The sequence below is a fragment of the Clostridium sp. UBA2485 genome (genome assembly GCF_002341865.1).
Lineage (GTDB): Bacteria > Bacillota > Clostridia > Clostridiales > Clostridiaceae > Clostridium_J.
The window spans coordinates 24,683-37,592 of the sequence record NZ_DDOV01000049.1 but is presented as its reverse complement, the minus strand read 5'-3'; the positions used below and the strand labels follow the sequence as shown (position 1 = coordinate 37,592).

At 27.8% G+C, this 12,910-nt stretch carries 13 protein-coding genes and 1 riboswitch; of the genes, 3 read left to right on the top strand and 10 right to left on the bottom strand.

Annotated features, from left to right (window positions below):
* Positions 1-186: 186 nt before the first annotated feature.
* From B3603_RS09550 to B3603_RS09510, 9 genes are all read right to left on the bottom strand, one after another.
* The gene (locus tag B3603_RS09550) at positions 187-594 is read right to left on the bottom strand and encodes a VOC family protein (RefSeq protein WP_291563873.1); all 408 of its coding nucleotides are present in this window, start codon (positions 592-594) and stop codon (positions 187-189) included.
* Between the two features lie 273 nt (positions 595-867).
* Positions 868-2,106 (bottom strand): nitrogenase component 1, encoded by a 1,239-nt coding sequence (locus B3603_RS09545; protein ID WP_291563870.1) that lies wholly within the window; start codon positions 2,104-2,106, stop codon positions 868-870.
* A 268-nt stretch (positions 2,107-2,374) separates the two neighbouring features.
* Positions 2,375-2,569, bottom strand: a riboswitch (cobalamin riboswitch).
* A gap of 278 nt (positions 2,570-2,847) precedes the next feature.
* On the bottom strand, positions 2,848-4,209 hold the full coding sequence (locus B3603_RS09540; protein ID WP_291563867.1) for an MATE family efflux transporter: 1,362 nt from the start codon (positions 4,207-4,209) through the stop codon (positions 2,848-2,850).
* A 66-nt stretch (positions 4,210-4,275) separates the two neighbouring features.
* Positions 4,276-5,100, bottom strand: coding sequence for a MerR family transcriptional regulator (locus B3603_RS09535; RefSeq protein ID WP_291563864.1), 825 nt, complete (start codon positions 5,098-5,100; stop codon positions 4,276-4,278).
* A gap of 172 nt (positions 5,101-5,272) precedes the next feature.
* Entirely contained in the window at positions 5,273-5,839 is a 567-nt protein-coding gene (locus B3603_RS09530) for an NUDIX hydrolase (protein ID WP_291563861.1), read from the bottom strand.
* Positions 5,840-6,232: 393 nt separating this feature from the next.
* Positions 6,233-6,544, bottom strand: coding sequence for a DUF3795 domain-containing protein (locus tag B3603_RS09525; protein ID WP_291563859.1), 312 nt, complete (start codon positions 6,542-6,544; stop codon positions 6,233-6,235).
* A gap of 125 nt (positions 6,545-6,669) precedes the next feature.
* The gene (locus B3603_RS09520; protein ID WP_291563856.1) at positions 6,670-7,086 is read right to left on the bottom strand and encodes a pyridoxamine 5'-phosphate oxidase family protein; all 417 of its coding nucleotides are present in this window, start codon (positions 7,084-7,086) and stop codon (positions 6,670-6,672) included.
* A 68-nt stretch (positions 7,087-7,154) separates the two neighbouring features.
* Entirely contained in the window at positions 7,155-8,063 is a 909-nt protein-coding gene (locus tag B3603_RS09515) for a helix-turn-helix transcriptional regulator (RefSeq protein WP_291563854.1), read from the bottom strand.
* A 480-nt stretch (positions 8,064-8,543) separates the two neighbouring features.
* A complete protein-coding gene (locus B3603_RS09510) occupies positions 8,544-9,380 on the bottom strand; it encodes a class I SAM-dependent methyltransferase (RefSeq protein ID WP_291563852.1) in 837 nt (278 codons plus the stop codon).
* Positions 9,381-9,964: 584 nt separating this feature from the next.
* Here B3603_RS09510 and B3603_RS09505 point away from each other — a divergent pair.
* A complete protein-coding gene (locus B3603_RS09505) occupies positions 9,965-10,786 on the top strand; it encodes a GNAT family N-acetyltransferase (protein ID WP_291563849.1) in 822 nt (273 codons plus the stop codon).
* 366 nt (positions 10,787-11,152) lie between these two features.
* Here B3603_RS09505 and B3603_RS09500 read toward each other — a convergent pair whose 3' ends face one another.
* Complete coding sequence (locus B3603_RS09500) at positions 11,153-11,842, bottom strand: Crp/Fnr family transcriptional regulator (RefSeq protein ID WP_291563846.1); 690 nt, start codon at positions 11,840-11,842, stop codon at positions 11,153-11,155.
* A gap of 94 nt (positions 11,843-11,936) precedes the next feature.
* Between B3603_RS09500 and B3603_RS09495 the strand changes: the two genes are divergently transcribed.
* Together B3603_RS09495 and B3603_RS09490 are read left to right on the top strand one after the other, a co-directional pair.
* Positions 11,937-12,359 carry a DMT family transporter gene (locus B3603_RS09495; RefSeq protein ID WP_291563843.1) on the top strand — a complete coding sequence of 141 codons (423 nt, stop codon included), beginning with the start codon at positions 11,937-11,939 and terminating at the stop codon, positions 12,357-12,359.
* A gap of 11 nt (positions 12,360-12,370) precedes the next feature.
* Positions 12,371-12,835 (top strand): DMT family transporter, encoded by a 465-nt coding sequence (locus B3603_RS09490; protein ID WP_291563840.1) that lies wholly within the window; start codon positions 12,371-12,373, stop codon positions 12,833-12,835.
* Positions 12,836-12,910 lie beyond the last annotated feature (75 nt).

Genomic DNA, 12,910 nt, shown 5'->3' with positions numbered 1-12,910 from the left:
TTATATTACTTATCTCCAAAGTTTTAATACAAATTAGCTGATTTTTGTTCCAAGTTATACTGCACCTCAGGGGAACCCTAAAGGGCTTCACTACTGTTCCCCAGAGGTGGAAAATACATTAAAGAAATTATTTTGATTAAAAATAATTTCAACCATAATTGTCAATTTTCCATTATCAATTGTCAATTATTTAATATCCATATCTCTCATTTCAATTTCAGTACCTTCCGGAGCTTTAATTTTAAATAGATATCCATCTTCAACTTTATAAATTTCTTTTCCATTTTTAATCTTGAAATTGCTATAACCTAATTTTTTTATCCTATCAAATTCTTTCTGAACATCATCAACTAAAAAACACATATGTACTATTCCTTCATTTAATGAACTCCAGATCTTTAACTTATCTCCCTTTTTAGCAGTCTGTAATTCAATCATAAATGTTCCTAGCCTCAACCAAGTATTAAAATCCCGATTATGAAAATTTGCCGTTTCTGTAACTAATTCAAATCCTAAAATTTTAGTGTAAAATTCAAGTGATTCTTTATATTTTTCTGTTTGAATGCAGACATGATGCATCATCTTTGCGCTCATAGTATATTCTCCTTTATATGTCTAATTTTAAAATAGTATTTTCTATTAAATTATATAGGATATTAATATAAGTTCAAATAATTAAAATTATCATATATATGATGAAAAACTTAAATAAATTTAATAAAGAAAAAAACCGTGGTTACCCACGGGAAAAAATTTTTTTATTGTATCAGAAGGGAATACTAATTGTGACTTAGTTATCAACCTACTAAGTCACGATCAATATCTATGATAATATTAAAGATTATTAGCTTTTAATTAAAATATTTTTTATGAGATTATTCCTTGCAATATTTCTTCCATTATAAATCTCATTCCATTAAAACCAACCAGTGGTTTTCTATCATATATAAGTATTTTTTTCACATTTGGACTACTAATTTGTATTTTTGAGGATGCTTCATTTAAACTATAAATAAATTCTCCATCCCCTAATAGTAGATTAGTCTTACTATTTATTAGTTCGTTTTTCTTACTCTCTGTAGGGTTTACATATAGCTTTCTTTCTATCTTCTCATTAAGCTTCATATATTCACCTTTTAAATTGTGGTTTATTACTACAGATTCTACTTCAAGACCTAATTCTTCCTCTACAAATCTACTCATTCCATTTACAACATCGTAATATCCAGTAACTAAACACTTAGTATTATTTATTACCTTTCTTGTATGATGTTTAAATCTTACAAGAGCTTCTCTACATTTAATCTTACTTTTTTCTAAATAATCACTATTGCATTTTATTCCTGTTAACTTTTCTATAGATTCAATAAAATTCAAAGTACCACTGGTTCCATAAAGGCATGGAGTTATATATTCCATATTATATTTTTTCTTTAGTATTTTTGAAGCATCTATTCCTTCTGATCTTACAACTATGTTAAAGCTTGCTTCAGAAGCTTTTTTTATTTTTTCAATTGAACTTCCATTTGTAAATATTGTGTGTATTTTCATTCCAAAGCCTTGTAACATAATTTCTTCTATTTCTAATAAATCACTATTAAAATTATAGTAATCTGGAGTAAATCCAATTATGTTATAAGTCATATACTTTTTCTCCTTAGGAGGCTCTACAATTTTATTACAGAGTATTTTCAATGCTTCTCTTACACCTAAAGAGAAGTCTCCTTTTGCTTTCCCAAAATATAGGGGGATGACTTTTCCTTCTAATTTACCATCCATCTTAAGAAGAAAATCTTCGCCATCAAATCCAATGATTGAACATAAAGTTGATGGAGCTACGAAAATAATCTCGGGTTTTCTATCATCATATATTTCTAAAATTTCTTTTTTAAGCGGTTTTATGTCTCCAGAAATAATTTGAGATTCATCTAATTGGCAGCAATGAACTTCTCCTTCTCTATCAACATTAAATTTTTCATACATGAAATTTAAATAATGAGCTGTACTTATAGCTCCATACTCCACAATTGTGCTATTTTTAATGTTTAAAAGTGTCCATAAAAAACCCATTCTAAAGTTAGGTAATGGTAAAAAACTATTATTCATGTCTATCCCCCTTTACAATTTTATGATTCTTTCTATCTTAAGAAAGCTACTACTAAAGATAAATTTATATTTATTAATTAAATCATAAATATTTTTATAATCTTAAATTCAATCTATGCTATATTAATAAGATTTTAAGTTATGATTTTAAAATATGCGTAAAAAAACTTCTCAACCACAAGGATTAAGAAGTTATACGCCAATATAAATATACATCAATTATGTATATTTAACAATTCCAAAATAACACTCACCATCTCTCGTAGTTTAACTGTGTTTAGATATAGGCAGGTCTTCTGGCTAAAGAATCAACACTTTCCTAACCTTCCCAAACAAAAGTTCAGTGGCACAACTAGGAAAATTCCTCTCTTACAGCGACGGGATCGCGTGGGATTTACACCCAACTTCCCTTTTAATCAATTAAAATATTTACTTTAATTAAACCTAATCTATTCTATTTACTTTTCAACATTTAAAATGTTATCATAATTCAAAATATTTTTCAAGTAGCAAATTATAATATTTTTCTCTATTTTAAAAATATATTAAATAACTTATGAAATTTTCATAATGAAAAGTAGAGAAATACCCTATCAGTAATTTTTTATGATATAACTTTTTACTAAACTCATTCTACTTTTAAAAAATATATCTTATAAATTAAAAATAATGATATAACCCTTTCAAATAATACTAACAAATATTATATTTAAGAATAAAGTACTAGATAAATCTAGCACCTTATTTTTCTACTACTTCTGCTTGTTTTAATGTGTAACTTTTTTTAAATTTCTTAAAACATATAAATGATACTATTAAACTTATGCTTTCAGCAAAAGGTACTGTTAACCATACACCATTAATCCCAAAAATTTTAGGTAATATCATAAGTCCTATTAAAATAAATATAATACCTCTGCTAATAGAAACTATAGATGATGCTCTGGCGTTTTCAATTGATTGGAAATAGGAAACCATAGAGATATTGCATCCCATAAATATGAACGCCATGAAATAAAGTTTTATACCTCTTACAGCCATAGTCATTAATTCAGTGTTCTCATTATTAAATAAAGAAACTATAAATTTAGGGAAAATTAAACCTATAGAATAAAATATTATTCCAAATATTCCTGCTGTTACAATAGCTAATTTCAAAGATTTATAAACTCTTTTTTCTTTTCTAGCACCATAATTTATACTTATTATTGGCTGTATTGCTTGTGCTATACCATAAAATATAGCTGCACAAATTAATGAGATATTAGCTATTATACTATAGGCAGAAACCCCTATAGAACCTACTAATCCCCAAATTACATTATTAAAAGCAAATATTATCATTGCATTTGACATTTCCATTATAAAACTTGGTGTGCCATTCTTAAATATTCTAGTTATAGTATGAATATTTAATTTAAATTTATTAATTTTTACTTTTAAAGTATTATTACCTTTTATAAAGTGAAGACTTAATAAAAGTAAAGTTATTGTTGGAGAGCAAACTGTAGCTGTTATTGCACCTTTCATTCCCCATCCTAATTTCATTATAAATATATAATCTAGCACTACGTTTGAAAGATTACCTATTAGCACACTCCACATAGCAAGCTTTGGATTTCTATCATTCCGAACAAATACTGATAGCATTTGAGATAATATAAATGCAAAACTAAACATCATTAATAGTCCTAAATAATCTTTAACTAGTGGAAATATTTCTTCTGTAGCTCCTAAAAAATAACATAATTTATCAATGAATACTACACCAAAAACAGTAAATAAAAATCCTAAAAATATACTTATTATAATAGAAGTTGTAAATATTTCATTAACCTTATCATACTCTTTTTGCCCCATAGATACAGAAGCCGCTGTAGCACCTCCAATTCCTAACAAAAGCCCCACAGCACCTAGTACATTATACATTGGAATAGCAATACTAAGAGCTGCCAATCCTTCACTTCCTACTCCACGTCCAATAAATATAGTATCAAAAAGTATATTTAAAGATATTCCAAGCATACCAGCAATGCTTGGAATTAAATATTTAATAAATATCTTTTTTATATCATCATTTAATAAATCTGCTCTCTTGCTCATATTATTACCTCCCTTAAAATAAAATTGCAGCTAAAAGTTATTTTAAAGGTTATAGTAGCTATAATGTCAAGAGTTTTTAATAGGAATTTGTATTTCTTTTATATATTCCCCTTTATAATCGGAAAAAGCACTATCTATTATAGTTATTAATATACCATCACCTATAACTTCTAATTTATTATCTTTTATATATCTCATCAATTCTTCATAATATTTTCCACATTCATCATTATCTCCATTATATGCAATAGTGGCATATTTACCTTTATGTAAAATATTTAGATGTTCTCCATTTATTATATCTTCCTCAAATATTAGTCCTACAGTTTTACAATGATTATAGTTACCTTTTTCTATATCTTCCTTTGATGTAATACATGCTATTACTCCGTTAAAAAGTGAAAGATCATCTTTAAGCATTTTATATAGTTCTTTCAAACCATACTCAAAATCTATAGTGTCAATATGATGCTCTAAATTAAAATATGCTATTTTTCTAGACTTCAACTCTATAATAGAACATTTATAGGCACTATCATTATTTTGATAACTTTCAATTAGTTCTACCCTACTTCTTATACTATTTAAATGTTTATTAAGGGTTTCTATTTCTCTTATTATCATTTTTTCCTGATGTTTTAATAATCTTATCATAGAATTTAAATCTCTATCATGAAAATAATCTTTGATTTCCTCTAATGGAACCCCTAATTTTTTAAAGAATAGTATTGAATCTAAGGTAGCAAACTGCTCAATGTCATAGTATCTATACTTATTTTCATAATCTATATGTTGAGGTTTAAAAAGACCTATTTTATCATAATATCTTAGGGTTTGTGCGGATATATTATGAAGTTTAGCCATCTCACCTATTAAAACTTTATTTCTCACAAGCATCCATCCTTTCAGAATATTTTTTATTTGATTTTAGTATCTGAAATAAAACAATAAGTTAAAGATATTTGTATATTTTATATACAAAAAGCCTTGTCATAAAAACAGACAAGACCTTTAAACATTATATTGCACTAGCTTAAAAAATATATAATAAACAACACATATATTATTTAGTGTATTGCTTTGCTCTTTTTATAAGTTTGCCATATAAATAAACATCATGTGCATCAAAATGCTCAACTGTAAACATTTTGGTTTCAAACCATGCTACATCAGTATTCTCGTCTGGCTTTACTACCAATTTCTCAAGTTCATTACATATAAGTATATATGCTATTGATAAATGCAGATGAGAACTGACATATTTTCCTCTCTTATTATGGCCAAAAACCGGAAGAATATCAACAGATGCAATTTTTTTAGATAGAGGGGCTATATTTAGTACACCGGTTTCTTCTCTTGCTTCCTTAATAGCTACATGCAATAAATCTGAATCACCATCAGCATGTCCACCTGTCCATGCCCATACACCGCGAATATTATGATGAATCATTAATACTTTATCTAATGATTCATTCATTATAAATCCTGAGCTTGTAATATGTGCAATCTCATTTGTCCTTAGCAAAACATTATCTCTATACTGGTCAATATAATCTAAAATTATCTTTTTGTCGTTATATTCCTGCTCGTTATCCGGTATGAACTTAACGACTTCTTCTACAAAACCCATCCTCTCTATACCTCCAAAATTATGTACAATGTAAAAACTATTACTTCATACTTACAATGTCCCATATGTATATTCCATCCACCTGATAAAATTCCTTTGCATTAGCCCTTTTTTGAATTAAAAACTCTCCTTTAAGGTTACATATATTCATGTATCACTGTACAATACTGTCCTTCTGGTGAACTCTCACCCTTAGGTGCTATTTTACCACTTCTGCTTTCATCTTTATTTAATATATCAAAATATTCCATAAACCCTCTTCCTAAATTCATATATGTATGTTTCATAATTAAAACTATCTTTTAAAAAATTATACCATATTTAACTAAATATACATCAATATATTTAGTTAATATGATATAATTATTTAGAATTTTCTTTCAATTTAAATTGCTATTTATCTTGATTCAGTGTCCTTAATTTTAGATAAGTTTCTTTGCCACTTGCCCAATTTTTTAAATTAATTAACCGTTCACCATTATCTCCATGCTCTTCATTATTAAAGGCCTCTTGCAGTCCTTCGCAGGGCAGCTGTGAACAATGTCCACAATGATTATATCCCTTATCAATTGAGCATTTTGCAATTGAACATTCTCCCCAAAAGGGCTTACTTTCACAACCTTGACAGCCTGGACAGTTTGTTTTTTCCTTCCATTCACATACTCCACAATAGGCACCACACATTCCAATCATTTTTTTATCCATATATGATTCCCCATTCTTATTTTGAAAAATATTTTATTGAAAAAAAATTTCTCCTATATAATAAATCATAAAATTTTCATTTAATTTATTAAAGATTTTCTCATAAAAAAATATCTCTAAAACTGCTAATTAAGAAATCTTAAATCATCGAATATATTGTCAATCCAAACTTGAATATATTTCGTTTCAAATTTTAATATGCAGTATTCAGGATCATTAATTCCAAGTGGGAAATGTTCTATAAACCAATCTTGCCAAAGTGCCTCTTTTATACTTTTATCCTCTACAATAGTAATATCGCCATTTAATGTAATGTTATTACGATCTACATTATAACAAATGCTAGCCTTACAATTCCTTTGAAAATTCTTAGTCTTATTAGAGCTTGTCCCTGTAGAAAACCATGCAATATTTATTCCTTCAGTTTTTAAATTTGAGATTGTAGCAGTTCTTGGATAGCCGTCTTCATCAATGGATGAAATAGTAGCCACTTCTGCTCTCTCCATTAACTCTCCAGCCTTTATAAGTAAATCTTTTGTCATATAAAAAACATCCTCTCTATCTTTTTTCTATATGATATCATAGTGAACTTGCCAACTGTATGTCATGTTCATTTATACTTATTTAAAATATTCCCTGCAGATACTTTTAGCTGATCTATTATAGATTTAGGTGATAAAACCTCTACCTTATCACCTAGTCCCATTATGAACTTCATGGCAAAATCATGATTAGTATAATGCAAATTAAATTTAATACGATTGTCTTCAGTGATTTCATAGGAATTTACTCCATAACTCTCAACCACTTCATACTCAATAGATCGATCTATAAGCATAGTGATAACTTTTTCATCTTTAGTAAAATAGTTATCTAATTCAGTTAGTTCAGTTGGAATGTGACGAATAGTAAATTTTATATCACTTTCTTTAACAGAATTCATTCTATTAATCTTAAAAAGTCTAAAATCCTTACGTGATTTACAATAACCAAAAACATACCATGCAGACCATTTAAAAGTAATAAAATAAGGTTCTATACATCTTTTAGATATTCCCTTGGGGGAAAAATATTCAAAGGTCACTTCACTTTTATCATAAATTGCTTTTCTTAATATACTTATTTTGTGAGAAAGGCTTGTTTTATAAAATGAAGATAAATCTATAAACATGTTATTACTAACTGATATAATATCCTCTCTCTTTGGCATAAGCTTTTCTAAAAGTAACTTAACATTGCTATCATGTGATATACTTTCTATACTTTTTAAGCCTATCATTATATTATCAAGCTCCTCAATGGTCAATATATTTTTATTAATCACATATCCCTCTGAAATACCAATACCTCCATTGCCACCTTGATAGGTTACTATTGGTATGCCAGCTTTACATAAATCTTCTATATCTCTATATATGGTACGTATTGATACTTCAAATTTTTCAGCTAAATCCTTTGATTTTATTTTATCATTATTTAAAAGGACTGTTATTATACCTAGTAATCGATCGATTTTCATTGTAATACTTCTCCTTTGATAATATTTCTGCATAACCGTAGCGGCGAACAGTGTTCGCCACTACAATAAAACACTAGCAAATGTAGCCTCTCCATAGTATTAGTTAAACTTATTAGTATTGTTCCGGGCTATACTGCACCTCAGGGGAANNATTAAAGAAATTATTTTGATTAAAAATAATTTCCATCTTAATTGTGCACTTTACATTGTGAATTGTGAATTAAAATACTAAAAGTTTTAACGTAGTTTATCTATATATTACAGCTTATTATAGTAAAATAAAACACCGTAAAACTTGCTGTTAAGTAATACGGTATTAAAATATACATTAATATCTTTAAATCTTATTTATTGAATTATTAGTACATCATTTAATACGATAATCATAATCATCTTCATTTTATATTATGAATTAAAAAGAATGCTCTGATAAAGCAAAAGTTTATTCAGAGCATTCCAGTTGTAGATATTATAAAATACCTATAGCTTTTCGATTACATAAATAATGTTCATTCCGCAGTCTAACGTCCCTGGTAATTTAGTAAATTCAATCTCTTTTCTTATAAGGAGTTCCCAAAATTCTTTATCTTGTTTTGCTTTGGATAAAGTTTCTTCTTGTGAATGCATAAATAACCCTGCAGAACTTTTTTCCAGAATCTTTACCTGCTTTCCTTCGAACAAAGCATCAATTTCCTTACTTGTCAGCATGTGTACATAATGCTTACTCTCTACTGGATAATGCTCTTCATCTTGCATACCAGTGGTAAATAGCCATTCTGTCGCATCAATTCCGAACATACCTTTTTCATATATTACCCCATCAAAATGGTACACTAATGCACCTATTAATGACATTGACCCAAGAATCAACTTGCCCTGCGATTTAAGTATTCTCAGCATTTCGTTTATCGCATTTTCTTCCTTATCGAATAAATAGTTAATAGGTCCTCCAATACATACAACAACATCATAAGTGTTATCTGCGATGCCTTCCAAATTAGTTATATCCAAAATTTTGAAACCTTGAACTTTATCAACTAACCCCAACTCCTCCATTTTTCTTTTGTTGATTTCAATTTGAACCGGGGATAAATCAGACGTAACTAAGGACTTGGACATATTCACAATATCTTTTGTGAATCTTCCTGCTCCTGCACCTAGTTCAATAACATGATCCGAACAAGAGATATAGCGTTTTAATATATCAAGATGTACATGATATAATAGTTCTCCTAATCTATCCTTTTCCAGTCGTTCCCACTCTCTATTTCCAGATTTGTCATAGCGGGCTCTTGGAATTTCTGGGTTATACTTCATATTCATCACTCCTAAAATAATTAATTATTGCAGTATCTATATAAAAAATATCGCTAATGTCATCGCCAATCATAGCTATCACCTCCTAAAGTAACTTTTGATTTTTGTGGTACAAAAAAGAAAAACTCTCGTCCCTATAACAGGACGAAAGCCTAAATTTCGTTATACCACCTATTACGACATACCAACATATGCGTCCTTATTAACGGTAGGAAACCGGCATCCCCTACTACCATAGAGTATTCTAATGATTTCAGGTTACAACTCAGGAGGGATTTTCAGATGTTTTTCTACTAGTGTCGGCTCACACCATTTCCGACTCTCTGCAACTTTCAATAAACACTTACTATCTCCGTCATAGTATTTAATATATTTACTATATTATAAATGAATTAAAGATATTTGTAAATATATGTATATAAAGCAGCTTTTCTACTTACTGAGATAGTACCATATAGCTTAGTCAATTATTCACACAAAAATGCATACACAAAACCTTGTAAGCATTTCCTTAAAATAGTATAATATAGAAAATTATTCTAAACTATTCTAGAAAGTAAAGCTAAAAATGGGGGTTACGTTCTATGCATACAATTAAAGGTAGTGAAAGAGAAGACATGTTAGAAGCTTATGATAAATATAATAATTTAGTAGGAAAAGCTGTTATTTCACCTTTTATGGAGTCAGATTTATATGAAAAGTCTAGATTAAATATTTATATTGATATTATGGTAACAGATGTTACAAATAAGATTGAATTAAAAGATCAGCTCTTTGATGAAATAATGAAGCGTTCACGGGCTATAAAAGAGAAGAATAAAGATCTTGATGTAAGAGTTTACCATTGTTGTTTTTCAGATAACAAAGAGAACATAGCATATTATTCTTCTAAAGAAGGTTTTAAGTATGATGAAGGTATGCATATAATAAAAAAAGAGATAACTGAGGATAGCTTTGAAATTTTAGATATTGATGGTATTAACTTTACTAAACTTAAGTTTATAGATGAAGATGAGTTAATACAACTGGTGGAAAAACAAAATAAAGTATTTGCTTGGGGTTATTCTGTTAACGATTTAAAAAAACTGAGAAATGAAAATCAGTGGTTTAGTATAGCAGCTAAACATGACGGTGAGATTGTAGGCAATATAGTTATTGTTATGAAAGAAGATGAAGTAAACACCAAATATGGTTGGGTAGATGATTTATTTGTCTCAAAAGAATGGCGAAAACGAGGCATTGGTAAAAATCTACTTATAAGAGCTTTTAAAAATTTAAAAGATTTAGACATTAAAGAGTCAAGATTAGAAGTTTGGAGCGCAAACAAAAGAGCATTATCCCTTTATAGTAGTGTAGGATATAAATTTTATAAAGAAACAGAGTCTTCAATTGGTATGTTCCTTTAGTGTTTATGCTATCTGAAATACTAAAGCTTAACAATAGTATTTCTTAATATCTATATACCCATAGATATTAGTATTAAACCACTAACTTACATTAAAACATATTTAAATAAAAGTTAGAGCAATTTAAAAAGAGAATAGCAACGCTATTCTCTTTTATCAAATCATATTTATCATCATAAACTATTTCCTCTGAATTAGGATATATATTCCTTTGGAAACTATCATGCTGCAAAAGTACATTGCTACCTCAATGATAGTATTTTATATTGCATTACTTCATTTTATACAAATTAAGTATAATACGTTATATAGTAGATTAGTAAAATGCTTATTTAACATAATCATACATTGTGCAGCATTCTAACATTATAGAGATTTTATATACAAATTTTTAGATAATTCTCGAAGTCTATTCTCATCTAATATATATACTGTTTTATTGTCACATTTTATAATTCCTTCTGTTTCAAGCTCTTTAAAAGTTCTGTTTAAGTGCCTATAGGTTGTTCCTAAAAACTGAGCAATTTCTATAAAAGATGAACTTAAAATTATATAATCTTTATCTGTTATATGTTCAACTAAATAGCTAGATAATCTATTTATAAGGGGATATACAAAGTTGTAGGAGCTATTATTAATAGTTGCATAAAGTTTTTCACTTAAAGAATCTATTAAATGGTGCAAAAACTTTATATTGTTTAAATATTTTTTTCTAAGTATATCTGTAGGTATTGCTACCAGATAAGTATCTTCTATTGCATCTATATTGCATCTTATAGGTATATTTTTTAAAAGCTCTAAATCTCCTATAGTATTAAACTCTTTATAAAATTTTAAAAACATGGACTTCCCATTTTCAAAAAGATAAGAAATTTTAATTTTTCCATCTACAAGTAAATAATAGTACTGAAGTTCAGATTCTGCTTCTAGTATATATTCATCTTTTTCATAAAAATGAAGTTGTGCATACTTTAACATATCTTTATCAAAAATATTTTCCATATTATGTTTATCAATGTAATGGTTTAAAAGATTATTGTCTGAAATTCTTCTCATAAGATCCTCCTAACATGACATATGTCATGTTCAAGCTCATAAAAATATTGTAATTTATTTATATAGTATTGTAAAGTGTAGGAGGAATTTATGTATGTATAAAAACTTAGCACTTATAAATGGTGTTATACTTGCCATAATGATTTTTTTAAATGGAATGCTAGCCAATATAACAGGACCGTATATAAGTACTCTAATATTTCATATAATAGGATTTATATTGATTATAATTATATCTATAATAAAGAAAAATAGGCTTTCAAACTTGAGGAAATTACCACTTATGTTTTTTCTACCGGGTATACTAAGTGTTGTAACTATCCTTTTAAACAATATATCTATCCCTAAAATAGGATTAACTCTTACTATAGGAATAACTTTATTTGGACAACTTGTAATGTCTAGCTTGGTAGAGCACTTTGGATTGTTTGGAATGCCAGTTAATAAATTTAGGAAAGAAAAAATATTAGGATTTTCAATAATTTCGCTTGGAATAATAGTTATGATTACTATGTAAGGAGGAGTAATATGATATATATATTCTTATCATTCCTAACTGGAGTGACAATAGTTATAAGTATGATGTTAAATGGAAAAGTTGCTCAAAAAGAAGGCATGATAAATGGAGTTATTATAAACTACTTAATGGCTACCATATCATCTATTTTATTATGCGTCATTATGATAAACTCTATGCCATCTTACTTTTCTATAAAGTCTATTCCCATCCCCTATTTTTTAGGGGGATTCATAGGAGTTTTAACAACTTATATGTTTAACATTATAGTTCCTAAAGTACCAGCAGTATATATAGTTATACTTCGCTTTATAGGTCAAATGCTTGCAAGTGCTGTTATAGATTATATATACCTAGGTATTTTTTCTCAAGGTAAGGTAATAGGAGGAGCACTATTTCTTATAGGACTTATAATTAATGCAAGAATTGATAATAAGTATAAACAAAAAAACCTTAAATTAAATAAAAATGTTTAAGCCTATTGGATTATTCAATATTCTAGGGCTCTTTTATAAAAGAATTTGTATGTTACAATTAGAACTATTAAATTC

Bases quoted from the DNA above. Each gene is read 5' to 3' on its own strand.
- B3603_RS09550 (WP_291563873.1), bottom strand. From the start codon at position 594: ATGAGCGCAAAGATGATGCATCATGTCTGCATTCAAACAGAAAAATAT.
- B3603_RS09545 (WP_291563870.1), bottom strand. From the start codon at position 2,106: ATGAATAATAGTTTTTTACCATTACCTAACTTTAGAATGGGTTTTTTA.
- B3603_RS09540 (WP_291563867.1), bottom strand. From the start codon at position 4,209: ATGAGCAAGAGAGCAGATTTATTAAATGATGATATAAAAAAGATATTT.
- B3603_RS09530 (WP_291563861.1), bottom strand. From the start codon at position 5,839: ATGGGTTTTGTAGAAGAAGTCGTTAAGTTCATACCGGATAACGAGCAG.
- B3603_RS09525 (WP_291563859.1), bottom strand. From the start codon at position 6,544: ATGGATAAAAAAATGATTGGAATGTGTGGTGCCTATTGTGGAGTATGT.
- B3603_RS09520 (WP_291563856.1), bottom strand. From the start codon at position 7,086: ATGACAAAAGATTTACTTATAAAGGCTGGAGAGTTAATGGAGAGAGCA.
- B3603_RS09515 (WP_291563854.1), bottom strand. From the start codon at position 8,063: ATGAAAATCGATCGATTACTAGGTATAATAACAGTCCTTTTAAATAAT.
- B3603_RS09510 (WP_291563852.1), bottom strand. From the start codon at position 9,380: ATGAAGTATAACCCAGAAATTCCAAGAGCCCGCTATGACAAATCTGGA.
- B3603_RS09505 (WP_291563849.1), top strand. From the start codon at position 9,965: ATGCATACAATTAAAGGTAGTGAAAGAGAAGACATGTTAGAAGCTTAT.
- B3603_RS09500 (WP_291563846.1), bottom strand. From the start codon at position 11,842: ATGAGAAGAATTTCAGACAATAATCTTTTAAACCATTACATTGATAAA.
- B3603_RS09495 (WP_291563843.1), top strand. From the start codon at position 11,937: ATGTATAAAAACTTAGCACTTATAAATGGTGTTATACTTGCCATAATG.
- B3603_RS09490 (WP_291563840.1), top strand. From the start codon at position 12,371: ATGATATATATATTCTTATCATTCCTAACTGGAGTGACAATAGTTATA.